The 18,193-nt window shown below is 73.4% G+C and carries 16 protein-coding genes, 1 other RNA gene and 2 pseudogenes; 8 read left to right on the top strand and 11 right to left on the bottom strand.

Translation table 11 applies throughout. From position 1 onward, the window contains the following. Positions 1–12: 12 nt before the first annotated feature. Genes OG490_RS11350 through OG490_RS11360 form a run of 3 tightly spaced genes read right to left on the bottom strand, consistent with a single transcriptional unit; the run spans position 13 to position 2,285 of the window. The gene (locus OG490_RS11350; protein WP_330296160.1) at positions 13–615 is read right to left on the bottom strand and encodes a GNAT family N-acetyltransferase; all 603 of its coding nucleotides are present in this window, start codon (positions 613–615) and stop codon (positions 13–15) included. Continuing rightward, positions 615–1,472 (bottom strand): PhzF family phenazine biosynthesis protein, encoded by an 858-nt coding sequence (locus OG490_RS11355; RefSeq protein WP_330296161.1) that lies wholly within the window; start codon positions 1,470–1,472, stop codon positions 615–617. Before OG490_RS11355 ends, OG490_RS11350 begins: the two co-directional genes overlap by 1 nt. Positions 1,473–1,514: 42 nt before the next feature. Then, on the bottom strand, positions 1,515–2,285 hold the full coding sequence (locus OG490_RS11360) for an SDR family oxidoreductase (protein ID WP_330296162.1): 771 nt from the start codon (positions 2,283–2,285) through the stop codon (positions 1,515–1,517). 109 nt (positions 2,286–2,394) lie between these two features. On the opposite strand from OG490_RS11360, the gene OG490_RS11365 reads away from it, so the two are divergent. Next, the gene (locus tag OG490_RS11365; RefSeq protein WP_330296163.1) at positions 2,395–3,714 is read left to right on the top strand and encodes a Bcr/CflA family multidrug efflux MFS transporter; all 1,320 of its coding nucleotides are present in this window, start codon (positions 2,395–2,397) and stop codon (positions 3,712–3,714) included. A gap of 92 nt (positions 3,715–3,806) precedes the next feature. Further along, positions 3,807–4,835, top strand: coding sequence for a small ribosomal subunit Rsm22 family protein (locus tag OG490_RS11370; RefSeq protein WP_330296164.1), 1,029 nt, complete (start codon positions 3,807–3,809; stop codon positions 4,833–4,835). Positions 4,836–4,872: 37 nt separating this feature from the next. Here the strand turns inward: OG490_RS11370 and ddaH are convergent. Continuing rightward, positions 4,873–5,709, bottom strand: a pseudogene (gene ddaH, locus OG490_RS11375) (dimethylargininase); the annotation flags it as partial. A gap of 97 nt (positions 5,710–5,806) precedes the next feature. Here ddaH and OG490_RS11380 point away from each other — a divergent pair. Together OG490_RS11380 and OG490_RS11385 are read left to right on the top strand one after the other, a co-directional pair. After that, a complete protein-coding gene (locus tag OG490_RS11380; protein WP_330296166.1) occupies positions 5,807–6,493 on the top strand; it encodes a TetR/AcrR family transcriptional regulator in 687 nt (228 codons plus the stop codon). Positions 6,494–6,662: 169 nt separating this feature from the next. After that, complete coding sequence (locus OG490_RS11385) at positions 6,663–7,412, top strand: bifunctional DNA primase/polymerase (protein ID WP_330296167.1); 750 nt, start codon at positions 6,663–6,665, stop codon at positions 7,410–7,412. A 113-nt stretch (positions 7,413–7,525) separates the two neighbouring features. Here OG490_RS11385 and yaaA read toward each other — a convergent pair whose 3' ends face one another. After that, positions 7,526–8,326: a peroxide stress protein YaaA gene (gene yaaA / locus OG490_RS11390; protein ID WP_330296168.1), complete on the bottom strand. Its 801-nt coding sequence runs from the start codon at positions 8,324–8,326 to the stop codon at positions 7,526–7,528. 105 nt (positions 8,327–8,431) lie between these two features. Between yaaA and OG490_RS11395 the strand changes: the two genes are divergently transcribed. Together OG490_RS11395 and OG490_RS11400 are read left to right on the top strand one after the other, a co-directional pair. Then, complete coding sequence (locus OG490_RS11395) at positions 8,432–9,874, top strand: RNB domain-containing ribonuclease (protein ID WP_330296169.1); 1,443 nt, start codon at positions 8,432–8,434, stop codon at positions 9,872–9,874. 96 nt (positions 9,875–9,970) lie between these two features. Beyond that, positions 9,971–10,876: a helix-turn-helix domain-containing protein gene (locus tag OG490_RS11400; RefSeq protein ID WP_330296170.1), complete on the top strand. Its 906-nt coding sequence runs from the start codon at positions 9,971–9,973 to the stop codon at positions 10,874–10,876. Between the two features lie 340 nt (positions 10,877–11,216). Here the strand turns inward: OG490_RS11400 and OG490_RS11405 are convergent. After that, positions 11,217–11,594: pseudogene (locus OG490_RS11405) on the bottom strand (MerR family transcriptional regulator); the annotation flags it as partial. Between the two features lie 78 nt (positions 11,595–11,672). On the opposite strand from OG490_RS11405, the gene rnpB reads away from it, so the two are divergent. Continuing rightward, positions 11,673–12,083, top strand: an RNA gene (rnpB, locus tag OG490_RS11410) — RNase P RNA component class A. Positions 12,084–12,142: 59 nt separating this feature from the next. Here rnpB and OG490_RS11415 read toward each other — a convergent pair. The 5 genes from OG490_RS11415 to OG490_RS11435 form a co-directional block, all read right to left on the bottom strand. After that, the gene (locus OG490_RS11415) at positions 12,143–12,520 is read right to left on the bottom strand and encodes a hypothetical protein (RefSeq protein ID WP_330296171.1); all 378 of its coding nucleotides are present in this window, start codon (positions 12,518–12,520) and stop codon (positions 12,143–12,145) included. 195 nt (positions 12,521–12,715) lie between these two features. After that, a complete protein-coding gene (locus OG490_RS11420; RefSeq protein WP_330296172.1) occupies positions 12,716–14,038 on the bottom strand; it encodes a bifunctional RNase H/acid phosphatase in 1,323 nt (440 codons plus the stop codon). Further along, positions 14,038–14,781 carry a zinc ribbon domain-containing protein gene (locus OG490_RS11425; protein WP_330300885.1) on the bottom strand — a complete coding sequence of 248 codons (744 nt, stop codon included), beginning with the start codon at positions 14,779–14,781 and terminating at the stop codon, positions 14,038–14,040. Before OG490_RS11425 ends, OG490_RS11420 begins: the two co-directional genes overlap by 1 nt. After that, a complete protein-coding gene (locus tag OG490_RS11430; RefSeq protein ID WP_330296173.1) occupies positions 14,778–15,635 on the bottom strand; it encodes a Nif3-like dinuclear metal center hexameric protein in 858 nt (285 codons plus the stop codon). The genes OG490_RS11425 and OG490_RS11430 overlap by 4 nt, the downstream gene beginning before the upstream one ends. Positions 15,636–15,748: 113 nt before the next feature. Then, a complete protein-coding gene (locus tag OG490_RS11435) occupies positions 15,749–16,813 on the bottom strand; it encodes an ABC transporter substrate-binding protein (protein ID WP_330296174.1) in 1,065 nt (354 codons plus the stop codon). A 218-nt stretch (positions 16,814–17,031) separates the two neighbouring features. Here OG490_RS11435 and OG490_RS11440 point away from each other — a divergent pair, with 218 nt between their 5' ends. Continuing rightward, positions 17,032–18,183 (top strand): hypothetical protein, encoded by a 1,152-nt coding sequence (locus OG490_RS11440; protein WP_330296175.1) that lies wholly within the window; start codon positions 17,032–17,034, stop codon positions 18,181–18,183. Positions 18,184–18,193: the final 10 nt, after the last annotated feature.

An 18,193-nucleotide genomic window follows, 5' to 3' on the forward strand; every position in this document is an offset into this window, starting at 1 on the left:
CGACGCGCTCTCTCACCAGAGCCGGTCGATGGTCCCCGGGTGAAGCGGGACGCGGATGCCGGTGAAGGCCGTACGGACCTGGTCCGTACGGCCTTCGTCGTCCCCGGCTCCGGCTCCGGCTCCGGCTCCGGCGAAGAAGGCGGCCAGGACGGTCTTGGCGAAACCCGGGGCGTCCGTGGCCAGCGGGTCCTGCGGGGTACCGCCGACGAGGACCGTGCCCGGCAGGACCTCGAAGCCGGCGGCCCCGTAGAAGGGGACGAGGTCCCGGTCGCAGCTGAACAGCGCCAGGTCCACCGCCGGGTCGGCGGCCAGCTCGGCGCGGGCCGCCGCCACCAGCCGGGCCCCGTGGCCGCGGCCCCGTACGTCGGCCCGGGTCACCACCCCGCTCAGCCCGGCCGCGCGGTACGTACGGCCGTCCGCGAGCCGGACCGGCTTGTACAGCAGAGCCAGCGAGGCCAGGACGCTGCCGTCCTGCGCCAGCAGCAGCACCGACTTCGGGCGCAGCGCCGGGTCGTGGCCGGGGGCCGAGCCGGGCCAGGCCTGCGCCTCCAGGGCCGCCACCTGCGCGGCGAGCCCGGCGGGCAGGGCCCGGGCCTCGTGGACGGCGATCCGCATCAGGCGATCCTGGCGCCCGCTCCGCCCACCCGGACCCGGGGGTCGCCGGAGCGCAGTTCCACCGTGAGGAGGCTGGGGCGGCCCATGTCCGCGCCCTGGTGGAGGGTGAGGACGGAGTCGGCCGGGACCAGGCCGAGCTCGCGGGCGTACGCGCCGAAGGCGGCCGCGGCGGCTCCGGTCGCGGGGTCCTCGACGACCCCGCCGGGCGGGAAGGGGTTGCGTACGTGGAACTCCGCCGGGCCCGCCCGGTGCACGAGCTGGACGGTGACCAGGTCGAGGCGCCGCATCAGCGCCTCCAGCCGGGCGAAGTCGTAGGAGAGCTCCGCGAGCCGGGCCCGGGTGGCGGCGCCGAGCACCAGGTGGCGGGCTCCGGCGTAGGCGATCCGCGGCGGGAACTGCGGGTCCAGGTCGGCGGCGGGCCAGTCGAGCGCGGCCAGCGCCTCGGCGAGGTCGGCCGGGTCCAGGTCCTCGGTGTGCGGTTCGACGCTGGTCAGGGTGGCCCGCAGGCCCTCGCCCTCCCGGGTCACCGAGACCGGGACCGTGCCCGCGCGGGTGGCGAAGACCAGCTCGCCGGGGCCGATCCGCTCGCCCAGGGCCACGGCGGTGGCCACCGTGGCGTGCCCGCAGAAGGGGACCTCCGCCTTCGGGCTGAAGTAGCGCACGGTGAAGGCCCGGCCGTCCGCGCCGCCGAGGCCCTCGGGCGGCGCGGTGAGGAAGGCGGTCTCGCTGTAGCCCAGGTCGGCGGCGATGCCCAGCATGGCGTCGTCGTCCAGCCCGGACGCGTCGAGCACGACCCCGGCGGGGTTGCCGTACGCGGGGTCCTGGGAGAAGGCGGTGTAACGCAGTACGTCGGTCATGATCGCCTCAACCCCCGCCCCCGGGCCCGCATTCCCGGTCCGTCAGCCGCGCCCGATGTACGGCATCGCGCTCGCCATCACCGTCGCGAACTGCACGTTCGCCTCGAGCGGCAGCTCGGCCATGTGCAGCACCGTGCGCGCCACGTCGGCCGCGTCCATCACGGGCTCCACCGCGAGCTGTCCGTTGGCCTGCAGGATCCCGGTCTGCATCCGCTCGGTCATCTCGGTGGCCGCGTTGCCGATGTCGATCTGTCCGCACGCGATCCGGTACGGACGCCCGTCCAGGGACAGGGACTTGGTCAGCCCGGTCATGGCGTGCTTGGTCGCGGTGTAGGCGATGGAGTTCGGCCGCGGCACGTGTGCGGAGATGGAGCCGTTGTTGATGATGCGGCCGCCCTGCGGGTCCTGTGCCTTCATCGCCCGGAAGGCCGCCTGCGCGCAGAGGAAGGACCCGGTGAGGTTGACGTCGACCACCGAGCGCCAGGCCTCGTAGGTGATGTCCTCCAGCGCGACGCCGGCCGGGCCGAAGGTGCCCGCGTTGTTGAAGAGCAGGTCGAGCCGCCCGTAGTGCTCGCGGACCGTCTCGAAGAGCGCGGTCACCTCGGCCGGGTCGCTCACGTCGGCCCGTACGCACAGCACGTCGCCCTCGGCTCCGGCGGCCCTGGCCGCCGCGGCGGTCTCCTCCAGGGGCTCGGTCCGGCGGCCGGCCGCGGCCACCGACCATCCGGCGGCGGCGAGGGTGAGGGCCACGGAGCGGCCGATTCCCGAACCGGCTCCGGTGACTACGGCGATCTTGTTCACACGTGCGTTCATGGGGCCGCAGGTTACGTCACATCGGTCATCAGTCCCGGGACGTTCCGATAGCTGAGAGCATGGCTCCATCAGGGGGTGTGAAGAACCTATAAGAAGAGTGGAGTTTCGTATGTCGGAGAGAGGCCCAGCGACGGCCCCCGCGCCGGATTCGTCGCCCGCAACCCCCTCCCCCACCACGGCCACCGCCCCCCTGAAGGCGGCCCGCCGGACCGGACTGCTCGTCACCTTCATCCTCGGCGGACTCAGCGCCCTCCCCCCGCTGTCCATGGACATGTACCTGCCGGCGCTGCCGGAGGTGACCAACGCCCTGAACAGCCCGGCCGCGACCGTCCAGCTCACCCTCACCGCCTGCCTCGCCGGCATGGCGCTGGGCCAGCTGATCATCGGCCCGATGAGCGACAAGTGGGGCCGGCGCCGGCCCCTGCTCATCGGCATGGTCGTCTACGTGCTCGCCACCGCGATCTGCGCCTTCGCCCCGACCGCCGGACTCCTCATCGGCTTCCGGCTGCTCCAGGGCCTGGCCGGCGCCGCCGCGATCGTGATCGCGCGAGCCGTCGTGCGCGACCTGTACGACGGGGTCGAGATGGCCCGGTTCTTCTCCACCCTGATGCTCATATCCGGCGTGGCCCCGATCATCGCCCCGCTCATCGGCGGCCAGATACTGCGCTTCGCCGACTGGCGCGGGGTCTTCGTCGTCCTGACCGTCATCGGCACCGTCCTGACCCTCACGGTCTGGCGCAAGCTCGACGAGACGCTGCCCCCCGAACGGCGCCAGACCGGCGGCGTCGGCGCCGCGCTGCTGACCATGCGCGGGCTCTTCGCCGACCGCGTCTTCACCGGCTACACCCTCTCCGGCGGGTTCGCCTTCGCGGTGCTCTTCTCGTACATCTCCGCCTCGCCGTTCGTCGTGCAGGAGATCTACGGTGCTTCGGCGCAGACCTTCAGCCTGCTGTTCGGCGTCAACTCCGTCGGCCTGATCATCGTCGGCCAGATCAACGGCAAGCTGCTGGTCGGCCGGGTCAGCCTGGACAAGGTCCTCGCCGTCGGGCTCGCCATCATCACGGCGGCCTCGGTGGCCCTGCTGCTGATGTCGGCCGGGGCCTTCGGCGAGGTCGGGCTCTTCCCGATCTGCGCCGGGCTGTTCGTGCTGATGTCGGCGATGGGCCTGGTGCTGCCGAACACCAACGCGCAGGCCCTGATGCGCGCCCCGCACGCGGCCGGCTCGGCCTCTGCACTGTTGGGCACCTCTTCCTTCCTGGTCGGGGCTGTGGCCTCGCCGCTGGTCGGAATCGCCGGGGAGGGCACGGCCGTGCCGATGGCGCTCGTCCAGCTGTCCTGCTCGCTGCTGGCGGTCGGCTGCTTCCTGGGGCTGTGCCGGCCGTGGCGCTCCGCGCCCGAATCCGGTCCCGCCACATCCGGCCCCGCCTAATCCAGCCCGCCTGATCCAGCCCCGCCGGCGTGTGAGGCGCGGGTGCCGGGGCAGCGCCCCCGGCACCCTGCCCCGCGCCGTAAACTTCGCGGGTGAACCACTCCGTCCCCGCCCCCGCGTCCACCACCGCCCAAACGCTGCGCGCAGCGCTCGCCGGGCTGCTCGACGGGCTCTCGCAAAAGCAGGCCACGGCCGCCGTCGACCGGCTGATCGCCAACTACCGCGGCCAGATCCCGACCAACACGCCCGTGCTGCGGGACCGCTCGGACGTGGCGGCGTACGCGGCGTACCGGATGCCGGCCACCTTCGAAGCCGTACGGTCCGCCCTGCACGGCCTCGCCGACGCCGCCCCGCAGTGGACCCCGGGCACGCACGTGGACGTCGGCGGCGGCACCGGATCCGCCACCTGGGCGGTGGACTCCGTCTGGGACGGCCCGCGCGCGACGACGGTGCTCGACTGGGCGGACCCGGCGCTGGTCCTCGGCAAGGAACTCGCGGCGGCCTCCTCCTCCCCGGCGCTGCGCGCCGCCGAGTGGCACAAGGCCGTCATCGGGACCGGCCTGGAGCTCCCCGACGCGGACCTGGTGACGGTCTCCTACGTCCTGGGCGAGCTGACCCCGGAGGCCCGCCGCTCGGTGGTCGCCGAGGCCGCGCGCGCCGGTCAGGCCGTGGTGCTGGTCGAGCCGGGCACCCCCGAGGGCTACCTGCGCATCCGCGAGGCCCGCGAGCAGCTGATCGAGGCCGGGCTGAAGGTCGCGGCGCCGTGCCCGCACGACGGGACCTGCCCGATCCAGGTCGGTCAGGACTGGTGCCACTTCTCGACGCGGGTCAGCCGCTCCTCCCTGCACCGGCAGGTCAAGGGTGGCTCCCTCGCGTACGAGGACGAGAAGTTCAGCTACGTGGCCGCGACCCGCTTCCCGGTGCGCCCGGCCACCGCCCGGATCACGCGCAGGCCGCAGATCCGCAAGGGGCTCGTCCAGCTGGAACTGTGCGGTCCGGTCGTCGGCGACGAGACCCCGGGCCTGACCCGGGCCATCGTGACCAAGCGCCACGGCGACCTCTACAAGGCGGCGCGGGACATCGACTGGGGCCAGGAGTGGCCGCCGTCCGAGGAGAACTAGCCGGCGGCCCGACCCCCTGTTTCCAGGGGTCCCTCCCCTAGGGCCGCAGCTCCTGGGTGCAGCACTTCACGCTGCCGCCGCCCTTGAGCAGCTCCCCCAGGTCCATCGGGACCGGCTCGAACCCGCGCGCCCGCAGCGGGTCGAGGAGTCCGGTGGCCGCCTGCGGGAGCAGGACGTGCCGGCCGTCCGAGACGGCGTTGAGCCCGAGGGCCGCCGCGTCGCGGGCCTCGGCGATCAGCGCGTCGGGGAAGAGCCTGCGCAGTACGGCCCGGCTGCCCTCGGAGAAGGCGGCCGGGTAGTACATGATCTCGTCGCCGTCGAGCACGGACAGCGCCGTGTCCAGGTGGTAGTAGCGCGGGTCGACGAGGTCGAGTCCGACGACCGGGCGGCCGAAGAACTCCTGGGCCTCGTCGTGCGAGAGCGGACTGGAGCGGAAGCCCCGTCCGGCCAGGATGTAGGAGGCGGTGACGGCGAAGTCGCCTTCGCCCTCGTTGATGTGGGACGGCTCGTGGACGTCCGCGAAGCCGTTGGCGCGGAACCAGTCGAGGTGGATCTCCGCCTCGGGGGCCCGCTCCGGATAGGCGAACCGGGCGCCCAGCACCCGGCCGTCGATGACGAGGGCCCCGTTCGCCGCGAAGACCATGTCGGGCAGCGCGCGGTCGGGTACGAGGGTCTCGACGGTGTGGCCGAGGGACCGGTAGCGGTCCCGCAGGTCCTCCCACTGCGCCTGGGCGAGGGGCAGGTCCACCGGTTTCGTGGGGTCCATCCACGGGTTGATGGAGTACGTGACCTTGAAGTGCGTGGGCGGGCACATCAGGTAGCGCCGGGGTGTGGCGTCTCTGTGCAACGAGGGCTCCTCACGGTGATGAGAAGAGAATCGTCTCTCCTCAAGGGAGGCAGCGCAGTGAACTGATTGGGTGGTTTCCTGAACGGCTGAAAGACGAGCCGTACGGGATTGCTAAATTGCCGGAATGACCGCCAGCGCCACCCCCTCCCCGTCTTCCTCCGCCACCTCTCCGTCCTCCTCCGCCCCCGCTCCCGCCGCGCGGACCCCGGACGCCGCGCGCCGCAGCGACCGCTCCCGGCGGGCCATCCTCGACGCCGCGCTCGCCCTGGTCGGGGAGGTCGGCTACAACAAGCTGACCATCGAGGCCATCGCCGCCCGCGCCGGGGTCGGCAAGCAGACCATCTACCGCTGGTGGCCCTCGAAGGCGGCCGTCCTGCTGGACGCCTCCCTCGCGCTGGCCGGGGACGCCGAATCGGCGGGCGAATGGGCCGGTTTCCCCGACACCGGGGACCTGGCCGCCGATCTGAAGCACGTACTGCGGGCGACCGTGGACGAGTTCAACGACGAGAAGTACGAGGCCCCCGCGCGCGCGCTGACCGCGGCCGGGGCGACCGACCCGGAGCTGGGGGCCCGCTTCACCGAGCAGCTGCTGGAACCCCAGCTCGCGCTGTACGAGGAGCGGTTGCGGGCGGCCCGCGAGGCCGGGCAGCTGGCACCGGACACGGACCTGCGGCTGACCGTGGAAATGCTGCTCGGGCCGCTGACCTACCGCTGGCTGATGCGGACCGCGCCGCTCACGCACGCGTATGCGGACGCCCTCGTGGACGCGGTGCTGGGCGGAGCCGCAGCGGGGGCGCGCGCGGGGTCGTGACCGGGGCCTGCGCGGGGTGGGAAAGGTCATGGCCGCATGATGGCCGAGAACATATGGCCGAATTCTGTGGTTATGTGGGAGCCCGGGTGGGAGGGTGCGGTCACCCGGTGCTCAGGATGGTGGGACCATGTGAGGGTCTGCCGGGGCAACGGTGTAGGTGAGGGGATAGATGGGGTCTGAGTCCGGCCGCGTCAAACGCGGCGAGCAGAGCAGGATTGCCCAGTGGCTGCGCCTCAGGCCCAAACCCGCCGCCGAGGACCCCGGACGAGAACGCGAGGCCCTGCTGCTGGCGGTCGCCGCGGCCGGTCTGCCCATAGCCCCCGCCGCCCATCCCGTCGGCTACCGGTGTTCGTGCGACCGGATCGGCTGTCCGACTCCGGCCCGCCATCCCGTCTCCTTCGCCTGGCAGACCCAGTCGACCACCGACCGCGGCCAGGTCGAGCGCTGGGCGCGCAACGAACCCCAGGCGAACTTCATCACCGCGACCGGCATGGTCCACGACGTCCTGGACGTCCCCCTGGAAGCCGGACACAACGCACTGGCCCGCCTGCTGGCGGCCGGTGTCGACGTCGGCCCCGTCGCCGAGTCCGCGGGTACGGACGACCAGGCGCGGATGCTCTTCTTCACCGCGACCCGGGGCACCCCCGAGGACGAGGACGAGTGGTGGCCCTGCGAGCTGGACTGCCACCCCGAGACGATGGACGAACACCCGGGCCTGCGCTGGCACTGCCGGGGCAGCTACGTCCTGGTCCCGCCGGCCGCACTGCCGGGTGACCTCGCGGTGACCTGGCTGCGGGGCATGGAGCATCCGCTCCCCGATCCCCTCACCCTGCTGGAAACCCTCACGGACGCCTGCGCCACCTACGCGGGCGCCTCCGACCGCGCCCCCGCGGCCGTGGCCTGGCCCCTGGGCCGCTAGTTCGTCCTGCGGTTCCCGGCCGCGAGCCCGCGGCCGGGAGCACCGCCCGTCGGTGACTGTGCCCGTCAGTGACTGTGCTTGTCAGTGGATGTGCTTGTCAGTGGCTGTACTTGTCAGTGAATCTGCGTGACCACCACGTCGAGCGACCAGGCCTTGCCGGCCTTCGCCGGGGCCTCGGCCTCCACCGTGAAGCCCAGGTCCCGCAGGGCCGTCACCAGTTCCGCCGGGGAGTCGGGGACCGCGCCCGCCATGAGCAGGTCCCGGATCAGGCGGCCCTTGGTGGCCTTGTTGAAGTGGCTCACCACCGAGCGCTTCTCCACGCCGTCCACCAGCTGCGAGTGCAGCACCCGGACCGTCGCCGTCCGGCCCGCGACCTCGCCCTTCGGCTTCCACGCGGAGGCGTACGCGGACGAGCGCAGGTCCAGGACCAGGCCCTCACCGGCGGCCTCCGGCATCACCGAGGCCATCGGTTCGCGCCAGAACGCGCCCAGCGCACCCAGCCCCGGCAGCTTCACCCCCATCGAGCACCGGTAGGAGGGGATGCGGTCCGTGACCCCGACCGCTCCCCACAGCCCCGAGAAGACCAGCAGGGACCGGGCCGCCAGGGCCCCGGCCGCCGCCGGCAGCGTCGACAGGTCCAGCGCGTCGTACAGGACGCCGGTGTAGATCTCCCCCGCGGGCCGCGCCACCGCCGAGAGCAGCTCCGCGTTCTTCGCGACCTCGCCCCGCAGCCCCTCGCTCAGGCCCAGCACCTCCCGCGCCTTCAGCTCGTCGCCCACGCACAGCTCGACGAGCTCCTCCAGCACGGCCGCCCGCGCGGCAGCCAGCCCCGGCAGCGACAGCGCCTGAGGCTTCAGCGGTGCGCCGGAGCCGCCGGCGGCCTTTCCTTCGGACGGCGGCAGCAGCACGAGCACGGTGGTTCTCCTATCGACGGGCATGGCACAGCAGAGGGGTGCGGCCCCAGCCCAGGGTAAACGGCTCGCCGCGCCGCCCCGGCCCACCGGCCATAGGCTCGGTGCATGCCACGCCGTCACATGATCATGACCGGCGCAGACGGGGTCGCCCTGCGGGCCGCGCTGCGTGAACTGCGGACGAAGCTGGAGGTGCCCCAGGAGTTCCCGGCGGCCGTGCTCGCCGAGGCCGAACAGGCGGTGCGCGCACCACGCCTGCCCGACTTCGACGCCACCGACCTCCCCCTCTTCACCATCGATCCGCCGACCTCGCGCGACCTCGACCAGGCGATGCACCTGGCCCGGCGCCCCTCCGGCGGCTACCGCGTGCACTACGCCATCGCCGACGTCGCCGCATACGTCACCCCCGGCGGCGCCCTGGACGCCGAGGCCCACCGCAGGGTCACCACCCTCTACTTCCCCGACGCGAAGGTCCCGCTGCACCCGGCCGTGCTCTCGGAGGGCGCGGCCAGCCTGCTGCCCGACCAGACCTGCCCGGCCCTGCTGTGGCGGCTCGACCTGGACGCCGAGGGGCGGGTGGAGACCACCGACGTCCGCCGCGCGCTCGTGCGCAGCCGGGCCAAACTGGACTACGACGGGGTCCAGAAGGCCATCGACACCGGCAGCGCCGAGGAGGCCGTGGCCCTGCTCAAGGACATCGGGAACCTCCGCGAAGCCCTGGAGGCCGAGCGCGGCGGGATCTCGCTGAACGTGCCCGAGCAGGAGATCGTCGAGCACGAGGGCTCGTACAGCCTGGCCTACCGGGCTCCGCTCCCCGCCGACGGCTGGAACGCCCAGATCTCCCTGATGACCGGCATGGCCGCCGCCGAGCTGATGCTCGCCGCCGGGACGGGCATCCTGCGGACCCTGCCCAGCGCCCCCGACGGGGCGGTCGGGCGACTGCGCCGGGCCGCCAAGGCGCTGCGCATCGACTGGCCGCACCACGTCCCGTACGCGGAGCTCGTGCGCTCCCTCGACCCGCACCGCCCGGCCCACGCGGCGTTCCTCCAGGAGTGCACCTCGCTGCTGCGCGGCGCCGGCTACACCGTCTTCACCGGCGGCGAGACCCCGGATCCCCTCCTGCACGCGGCGGTCGCGGCCCCGTACACCCACTGCACCGCCCCGCTGCGCCGCCTCGTCGACCGGTACGCGGGCGAGCTGTGCGTGGCGGCGGTCGCGGGGGCCGAGCCCCCGCAGTGGGCGGTGTCCGCGCTGGCGGACCTGCCGAAGGAGATGGCGGACGGCACCCGGCTGGCGAACTCCGCCGAGCGGGAATCCGTGGACCTGGTGGAGGCGGCGCTGCTCAAGGACCACGTCGGAGAGGTCTTCGACGCGACGGTCATCGACCTCAAGGAGGGGGAGCCGCTGGTCGGCACGGTCCACCTGGAGGAGCCGGCGGTGATCGGCCGGGTCCAAGCCACGTCCGGGACGCTGCCCCTGGGCGACCGGATCAGGGTCCGTCTGACGCAGGCGGACCCGGGAACCTCGAAGATCCTGTTCGCCCCGGCCTGACCGGCTCCGCATGCCACCACCCGGACTCCCCTGGCCACCCGCCCCGGAGGCTGCCATCATCGGCCGACCGCGCAACAGCAGGGGGAGGTCCCGGGCATGGGGGCCGTCGACGTCTTCGACATGCAGGGGAGAGCCGCTGCCGCCTCGGGCAGCCGCTCGGCCCGCCGCTGCCGTCCTGCCGCCGCACTGCACGGGCTCATCGTCAACTACACCGGATTCCAGACCGAGTTCGCGGCTCCGCGGCATCGACTGGAGCTGCCCACCGGGTACGTGACGCTGGTCTTCACCTTCTCCGAGGGCCTGTGGGTGACCCGTACGGAGGACCTCGGCGCGGCCCGGCTGCGGCCCGCTTCCCGGGCCATGGTCAGCGGCCCGCGCACGGTCCCGGCGATCGGGGTGCACGCGGGCCGCGTCAGCGGGCTGGAGGTGAACATGGCCCCGATGGGCGCCTACCGGCTGTTCGGCGTCCCGATGTGGCACTTCGAGGACGCCCACGTGGACCTGGAGGAGGTACTGGGCCCGCCGGGCCGCCACCTGACCGAGCGGCTCCAGTCGCTCGGCTCCTGGGCGGACCGGTTCGCCCTGCTCGACGAGGTCTTCTGCGCCCGCCTGGAGCACGGCCCGCCGAGCGCCCCGGAAGTGCGCGGGGCGCTGGCCAGGCTGTGGGCGGGCAGCGCGCCGCTGACCCGGGTCACCGCCGAGACCGGGTGGAGCGCCCGCACCCTGCGGGCCCGGTTCCGCGAGCAGGTCGGCCTCTCCCCCAAGGCGGTGGCCCGGGTGTTCCGGCTCCAGCACGCGCTACGGCTGCTGGCGGCGGGGACGGCGGCCGCGCACGTGGCGGCGGCCTGCGGCTACCACGACCAGGCGCACCTGAGCCGCGAGGTGAAGGCGATGACGGGGCTGCCCCCGTCGCAGTTCGTACGGCTGCGCGGCGGGCTGGCGCCGGGCTCGGCGCTGGACCGGATGCCGGGCCGGGTGACCAGCGTGATGCTGTCGGGCTGAAGACCTGCGCCGCGTGCCGTTTTTGACAAGACAGGGGCACACGGGCTTGCCACGCTCGGCGGACCGGAACGGCATCGCGGCAGCCCGTCACGGGGGTGTGGGCTGCCGCGGTGCGCCGGCTGCGGTCATGGCCGCGACCAGCGAACAGGGCCCCGTAGCGGATGCGCAGGCTCCCGTCGGGGCCGACCACGTGCGGGCGGGTGACGCAGGCTGCGTGCAGCCCCAGCACCGCCAGCACCCCGTACACGTCGAGCACGAGCACCACGCGGTGGACGGCCGGCCACGGGATCAGGTGCTCGCGGTCGAGCGCGGCGGACGGCGAGGTGGTCGCGTGCGCCTAGGCGAGCAGTTCGGCGAGCGCGGGCGAGAGCGCGCCGTGCAGGTCGGCCTCCCCCGGCGGGGCGGCGAGGAGCACGGCGAGGCGCCGCCTGCGCCCGGCCAGCTCGGCCTCCTGCCGGGCGAGGTCGGCGTCGAGCTCCTCCAGCACCTCGGCCAGCTCGCGCCCCGCGTCCTGCGCGAGCACGTCGCGCACCTCGTCGAGGCTCAGCCCGAGCTCGGTGAGCCGCCGGACGCGCGCCAGCCGGACGGCGTCGCGCACGCTGTAGGAGCGGTAGCCGTTGGGCCGGCGCTCCGGCTCCGGGAGCAGGCCGACGTGGTGGTAGTGCCGGATCGCCTGGGTGGTGACACCGACGAGCGCGGCGATCTCTCCGATCCGCATGCGGCCAAGTAGAAACCCTGCCGCTGCGTCAAGGTCAAGCCGCAACTTCGCAGCCGGTAGCATGGTCGGCACGACAGACGAGTCGGCTGGACGGCCGCGTCGGGATCCCAGGATCCCGCCGAGGAACGTCCGGGCTCCACAGGGCAGGGTGGTGGCTAACGGCCACCCGGGGTGACCCGCGGGACAGTGCCACAGAAAACAGACCGCCTGGGGCTTCGGCCCCCGGTAAGGGTGAAACGGTGGTGTAAGAGACCACCAGCGCCTGAGGTGACTCAGGCGGCTAGGTAAACCCCACCTGGAGCAAGGTCAAGAAGGGCCGGCCGTTTTCGGACGGCGGGTCCTGCGCGGACGTTTGAGGGCTGCCCGCCCGATGTTCGCGGGTAGACCGCACGAGGCCGGCGGCAACGCCGGTCCTAGATGGATGGCCGTCTCCCCGGCGACCGCGAGGTCTCCGGGAGACAGAACCCGGCGTACAGGCCGGCTCGTCTGTCGGCGAACAGCCCCCGCTTGCCCGTGAATTCGGGGCGGGGGCTTCGCCGTACCAGTGGTCAGGCCTCCCAGTGGGCCTGGTAGCGGGGGCGGTAGGGCTCGATGACCGTCCCGGCGTCGTGGAGTGCGGCACGGCAGGCCGTACGGGCCCGCGCGCGGGCGGCGCGCTCCGCGAAGTCGGCAGCCTCGGACAGGGATCCCGCGAAGGCGCAGCAGTACCGCCAGCTGTCGAAGGCGCGCCGGACTTCCCTCGGCCGCGGACGTCGGCCTTCCTTCGCCGCGGCACGGAGCTCGGCGGCGGAGTACCGCAGGCTGCGCAGGTCCACTCGACGCCAGGGTCCGGTGGGATGACGCCAACCGGGCGGCTGGCACTCCTCGCGCCGCTTCGCGGCGAACGGGGTGCGGTGGGCGGGAATGTGGTGGGCGGTGCGGGACACGGAGAACCTCCAGTCGCACCCAGGGCCTTCCTGGGGTGCTACCGGAAGCCGGACGGGTACGGCGGCACGAGCGGCCCTTCCTCCTGTCACACGTCCTGCGTGACCACGACCAGCATGCAGGACCTTCGGCCGGAACGGCGAGGCCTCCTGCCCGTCACGGGCAGGAGGCCTCGGCGTGCAGCCGGATCCCGTCGGCTACCTCAGGTGCGAGGTGTCGTTCAGGAGGCGGACCGAGGCGTTGCCGTCGGCGTAGTAGGCCACCGCCGAGAGGGAGGCGGCCGAGAGTTCCATGCGGAACAGGGCCTCCGGCGGGGCGCCGAGGGCCAGGCGGACCAGGATCTTGACCGGGGTCACGTGGGAGACGAGGAGGACCGTGCGGCCCGCGTGCGCGGCCAGCAGCCGGTCCCGGGTCGCCGAGATCCGCCGGGTGGCGGAGGCGAAGCTCTCGCCGCCGCCCGTCGGAGCGGCCTTCGGGGAGTCCAGCCATGCCTGGAGGTCTTCGGGGAAGCGTTCCTGGGCCTCCGCGAAGGTGAGCCCCTCCCACGCGCCGAAGTCGACCTCGCGCAGCCCCTCCTCGACGGTGACTTCCAGGCCGAGGCGGTCCGCCACGGTCTGCGCGGTCTCCCGGCAGCGGCGCAGCGGGGAGCTGATCACCGTCTGGATGGTGCCCCGTACCGCCAGCGACTCGGCGACTGCGGCAGCCTGCCGGCGGCCCGCCTCGGAGAGCTCCGGGTCACTGCCGCCGCTGCCGGAGAACCGCTTCTGCGGAGTCAGGGCGGTCTCGCCGTGGCGCAGCAGCACGAACGTCGCCGGGGCCCCCATGTCGGGCCCCCAGCCCGGCGCGGCCGACGAGGCCTGGACCGGCCCCGACGCCGGGGCCGGGGCGTGGTCCGCCGCGGTGGCGCCGGGCTCCGCGAACAGGGTGTCCGCCCCTGCCTCCGCGGACACCGGCGCGGCGGTCGACGTACGGGATGAGGAAGCGAGGGCGGCGCGGACGGCCGCAGCGCCCTTCGCCGCGTCTCCCGGAGGGCCCTGCGGGGCGGCCGCCAGGGCGCGCGCCGCCGAGGCGTCCAGGGCCGCCGAAGAGGCCGACGGCTCCCACTGCCGGCCGCGCTTGCCCGCGTCCATCGCCTCGTTGGCGAGCCGGTCCGCGTGCTTGTTCTGCTCGCGCGGGATCCATTCGTACGTCACCTGCGCGCGCGGCAGGATCTTCGCCGCCTCGGCCGCGAGCGGCTTCATGTCGGGGTGCTTGATCTTCCAGCGGCCCGACATCTGCTCGACGACGAGCTTGGAGTCCATGCGTACGAGGACCTGCGCGTCCGGGGCCAGTTCGCGGGCGGCCTTCAGCCCGGCGATGAGCCCCTTGTACTCGGCCACGTTGTTCGTCGCGACGCCGATGTACTCCGCGCGCTCGGCCAGCGTCTCGCCCGTGGCCGGGTCGAGGACGACGGAGCCGTAACCGGCGGGCCCCGGGTTGCCCCGGGAGCCGCCGTCCGCCTCCACGACGAACTTCGGCATCAGATGCCCGCGTCGGCCATGCGGACCAGGATGCGGCCGCAGCTCTCGTGGCGGACGACCTCGTCGCGGGCGGCGGCCTTGATCTCGTTGACCTCGGCGAGGTCGAGCTCCAGGCGGCAGCCCTCGCAGCGGCGCTGCGACAGGCGGGCGGCGCCCACGCCGCCCTGCTTGACGCGGATCTTCTCGTACAGGGCGATCAGCGCGGCCGGCATCGTGGAGACGATGACGGCGCGGTCCTTGTCGATGCCGGTGGTCTCGGCGTCGATCTCGCCGGTGGCGGCGTCGCGGCGCGCGGTGGCGTCGGTCAGCTCGGCCTCCAGGGAGGTGACCCGGTCGGTGAGCTCGGTGACCCGCGCCTGCGCGCCCTCGACCCGCTCCATGACCTCCAGGACCACGTCCTCCAGGTCGCCCTGGCGCTTGGCGAGGGAGACGACCTCGCTCTGCAGGTTGGCCAGGTCCCGGGCCGAGATGCCCGCACCGGAGTCGAGGCGGGCCTGGTCGCGGGCGGCGCGCTGGCGCACCTGCTCCACGTCCTGCTCGGACTTGGTCTGCTCACGGGCGGCGTCGCTGGACTGGGTCTGGGCGGCGACGAGGAGGTCGCGCGTCTGCGTGAGGTCCTTGGTCAGCGTGTCGACCTCGGCGTGCTCCGGGAGAGACTTGCGCTTGTGGGCGAGCTGAGACAGCCGGACGTCCAGGGCCTGGACGTCGAGAAGTCGGATCTGGTCGGCGGGCTCGGCGTTCAGTTGGGGGCTCCAGAGATAGAGGTGGGTGTCACGGACGGCGCGTGCGCCGTCCACGGGTCGGTGACCGTGCGCGAGACGTGGGTACGCAGACCCCAGCCGTGGCGCTCGGAGATGGCGTCGAGCTGCGCGGCGGCCTGCTCGCACCAGGGCCATTCGGTGGCCCAGTGGGCGGCGTCGACGAGGGCGAGCGGGGACTGCTCGCGGGCCTCGGACACCGGGTGGTGGCGCAGGTCGGCGGTGAGGTAGGCGTCCACCCCTGCGGCCCTGACCTGCGCGAAGAGGCTGTCTCCGGAGCCGCCGCTGACGGCGACGGTACGGATCGTCGCGTCCGGGTCCCCGGCCACGCGGATGCCCTGCGCGGTCTGCGGGAGGCGGGCGGCGGCGCGGGCGGCGAACTCACGCAGGGTCTCGGGGCGGTCCAGCTCGCAGATCCGGCCCAGGCCCCGGCGGCCCGTGGGGTCGCTCGGGTCGGGGACGAGCGGGCCGGTGATGCGCAGGTCGAGGGCGCCGGCGAGGGCGTCGGAGACGCCGGGGTCGGCGGTGTCGGCGTTGGTGTGGGCCACGTGCAGCGCGATGTCGTTCTTGATCAGCGTGTGCACGACGCGGCCCTTGAAGGTGCCGGCCTCGACGGTGGTGGTGCCGCGCAGGTAGAGGGGGTGGTGGGTGACGACCAGGTCGGCACCGATCTTCACGGCTTCGTCGACGATCTCCTGGACGGGATCGACGGCGAACAGCACCCGGGTGACCTCGGCGTCGGGGTCGCCGCAGACGGTGCCGACGGCGTCCCACTGCTCGGCCCTGGAGGGGGGCCAGAGGGCGTCCAGCGCGGCGATGACTTCAGAGAGACGGGGCACAGGCCAAGGCTACCGTCCGTGGCGACCGGCCCGATGCTCCGATCCACCCTCCGGCCGGTGCCCGGCCCGTGCCCGTACGCCGCCCGTACCGGCCCGTTGCCTCCCCGGGGCGCCTACTTGATCAAGGACGTGCGCAGGTCGTCGAGGACCTTGTCGGCGGCGGTCACGCCGAGGCCCAGGTACCAGGTCTCGTCCGGGACGTCCTTGGCCCGGCCCTTCTTCACGGCCTCCAGGCCCTTCCACAGCGGGTTGTCCTCGGCGGAGTCGCGCTTGGTCCTGTCCTTGGGCCCGTAGACCCCGGTGAAGATCCAGTCGGCCGCGGCCTCGTCCATGCGCTCCGGGCTTATCTCTACGGCGAGGTCTTCGACCTGCTGGTTCTGCGGGCGCGGGATGCCGGAGTCCTTCAGGATCGTGCCGATGAAGGAGGCTCCCGCGTACAGGCGGGTCTTGCCCGGCATGTAGCGCAGCATGGTGACGGTGGGCTTCTTCTCGCCGAGGTCCTCTCCGAGCTTCTTCGCCTTGGCCTCGTAGGCCCCGAGCTTGGCCTCGGCTTCGGCGCTCTTGTCGAGGGCTGCGGCGTTGAGGAGGTAGTTCTCCTTCCACGGGAAGCCGGGGCGGATGGAGAAGACGGTCGGGGCGATCTTCGAGAGGGCGTCGTACTTGTCCGCGGAGCGGAGCTGGCTGCCGAGGATCAGGTCGGGCTTGAGGGCGTTGATCGCTTCGAGGTTGAGGTTGTTGATGGTGCCGACGGACTTGGGCTCGCCGGCGTCCTTCTTCAGGTAGCCGGGGATGCCCTCGTCGCCCTCGGTGGGCGCGTAGCCGACGGGCTGAATTCCGAGGGAGACGACGTTGTCCAGCTCGCCGACGTCGAGGACGACGACCCGCTGGGGTGCGGCCTTCAGCTCGGTGGAGCCCATGGCGTGGGTGACGGTGCGCGGGAACTGGCCCGCCGCCGCGGTGGTCCCGAAGGCCGCCGTCTTCTTCGCCGCCTCGGAGAAGTCCTTGCCGCCCTGGGCCGCGGCCTTCTTCTCGCTGCCGCCTCCGGCCGCGGACTCCTTGCCCGCCTTGTCGCCCTTGCCGTCCTGGCCGCCTCCGCAGGCGGTGAGGGCGAGGGCCGCGGCGGCGGCGAGGGCGACGGCGGCGACGGAGCCACGGGGCGTGCGGCGTCGGGGGGACATGGGAGCTCTCCTGAGGGTGGGGAGGGACAAAGACCGAAAAGTAGGTTAGGTATGCCTAACTACGCCCTCACCCTAAACGCCCCGGTATCGCACAGCACAATCGCCACCTCTCCCACAGCTGAATCACCACCCCGCCACCCGTATGTGTGAAGCGGGGGTAGTCGCGTTGTCCGAGGGGAAGCGCGATCACTACGTTCTGCGGCGGAGGTGAGCCGCAGATGTCCGTCTGTGCCATCGAGAAGACGACCGCGGTCCCGTTCACCATCGCCGCGGACGGGTCCTACGCCGCCCGGCTCGCCGGGGACGGCGAGGCCCGGTATCCGGAGCGGTGGACGCTGACCGGGCCCGAGCCGTACGCGGTGCCGCTGCCGCTCGCGCAGCCCGAGGACGCGGACAGCGAGGTGCTGCCGCTGGCCGACGGGCGGGTGCTGATCCACCGGCGGGTGGCGGAGCGGCACGCCTTCGCGCTGCTCTACCCCACGGGCGGCGGCTTCGGCGACGACGCCGGGACCGGCCCCCGGACCGGGGAGCTCCAGCTCGGCGCGATCGCGCCGGAGGACGCGCAGGGCGGCCCGGAGGGCGTACGGGTCCTCCTGCTGCCGCCGTCCCCGGACGGACACGGGGCCTTCGCCCTGGCCGTCGGCGCCACCGCGACCACGGTCTGGCAGGTGGCCGGGACCCCCTTCGGGCCGGAGCGGGTGGCCCGGATCCCGGGGCGCTGCTCCGGCGGGGTCTGGCTGGACCGGACCGGCCGGCTGCTGGCACTGGACCGCGAACTGGACGGCCCCGAGGGGCCCGTGACCAAGGCGGTGGCGGTCGATCTGGGGCGGGGCGGCGAGGTGTCCCCGCTGCTCCAGATCACCGAGTCCAGCAACGACCGGCTGCTGCTGGCCGATCCCGACAGCGGGCTGCTGCTGATCCGCTCGGACGCTCCGGGTGAACTCCGGCTCGGGTGGGGGGTCCTGGGCAGCGCCCGCCCGGTGCGGTTCCCGGAGTGCCTGCGGGCCGTGGGGGCCACGGCGACCCCGTTCGCGGTGCAGCCGGGGCAGGCGCTGATGCCGGAGAGCTGCGGGGTCGCGCTGCGGGTCGACGAAGCGGGCGACGGCTACGGCGGGAACGTGGCCGGGCTGGCCCTGTGGCGCCCCGCCGACCGGCACGTCTTCAGGCTCGGAGCCCCCGCCGGGTGGCTCGGCGGTACGGGGCTCTGGAGCGCGGAGGGCCGACTGCACCTGCCCTACGCGACCCCCGAAGTGCCGTGCGGATTCCTCGGGATGAACCTCCCGGTGGCCCCGCCCCCGCCGATCCGGCTGGAGCCGCTCCCGGCCCCGGCCGCCAGGCCGATCCCGCTGCAGCAGGCTCCGCTGGGGTGAGCCGCCGCCC

Origin of the sequence: Streptomyces sp. NBC_00503, assembly GCF_036346895.1 — a bacterium.
Taxonomy (GTDB): Bacteria; Actinomycetota; Actinomycetes; order Streptomycetales; family Streptomycetaceae; genus Streptomyces.

Excerpts from the sequence above, each read along its gene's own strand:
- OG490_RS11350 (WP_330296160.1), bottom strand. The coding sequence starts at position 615 with ATGCGGATCGCCGTCCACGAGGCCCGGGCCCTGCCCGCCGGGCTCGCC.
- OG490_RS11355 (WP_330296161.1), bottom strand. The coding sequence starts at position 1,472 with ATGACCGACGTACTGCGTTACACCGCCTTCTCCCAGGACCCCGCGTAC.
- OG490_RS11360 (WP_330296162.1), bottom strand. The coding sequence starts at position 2,285 with ATGAACGCACGTGTGAACAAGATCGCCGTAGTCACCGGAGCCGGTTCG.
- OG490_RS11365 (WP_330296163.1), top strand. The coding sequence starts at position 2,395 with ATGTCGGAGAGAGGCCCAGCGACGGCCCCCGCGCCGGATTCGTCGCCC.
- OG490_RS11380 (WP_330296166.1), top strand. The coding sequence starts at position 5,807 with ATGACCGCCAGCGCCACCCCCTCCCCGTCTTCCTCCGCCACCTCTCCG.
- OG490_RS11385 (WP_330296167.1), top strand. The coding sequence starts at position 6,663 with ATGGGGTCTGAGTCCGGCCGCGTCAAACGCGGCGAGCAGAGCAGGATT.
- OG490_RS11395 (WP_330296169.1), top strand. The coding sequence starts at position 8,432 with ATGCCACGCCGTCACATGATCATGACCGGCGCAGACGGGGTCGCCCTG.
- OG490_RS11400 (WP_330296170.1), top strand. The coding sequence starts at position 9,971 with ATGGGGGCCGTCGACGTCTTCGACATGCAGGGGAGAGCCGCTGCCGCC.
- OG490_RS11420 (WP_330296172.1), bottom strand. The coding sequence starts at position 14,038 with ATGCCGAAGTTCGTCGTGGAGGCGGACGGCGGCTCCCGGGGCAACCCG.
- OG490_RS11435 (WP_330296174.1), bottom strand. The coding sequence starts at position 16,813 with ATGTCCCCCCGACGCCGCACGCCCCGTGGCTCCGTCGCCGCCGTCGCC.
- OG490_RS11440 (WP_330296175.1), top strand. The coding sequence starts at position 17,032 with ATGTCCGTCTGTGCCATCGAGAAGACGACCGCGGTCCCGTTCACCATC.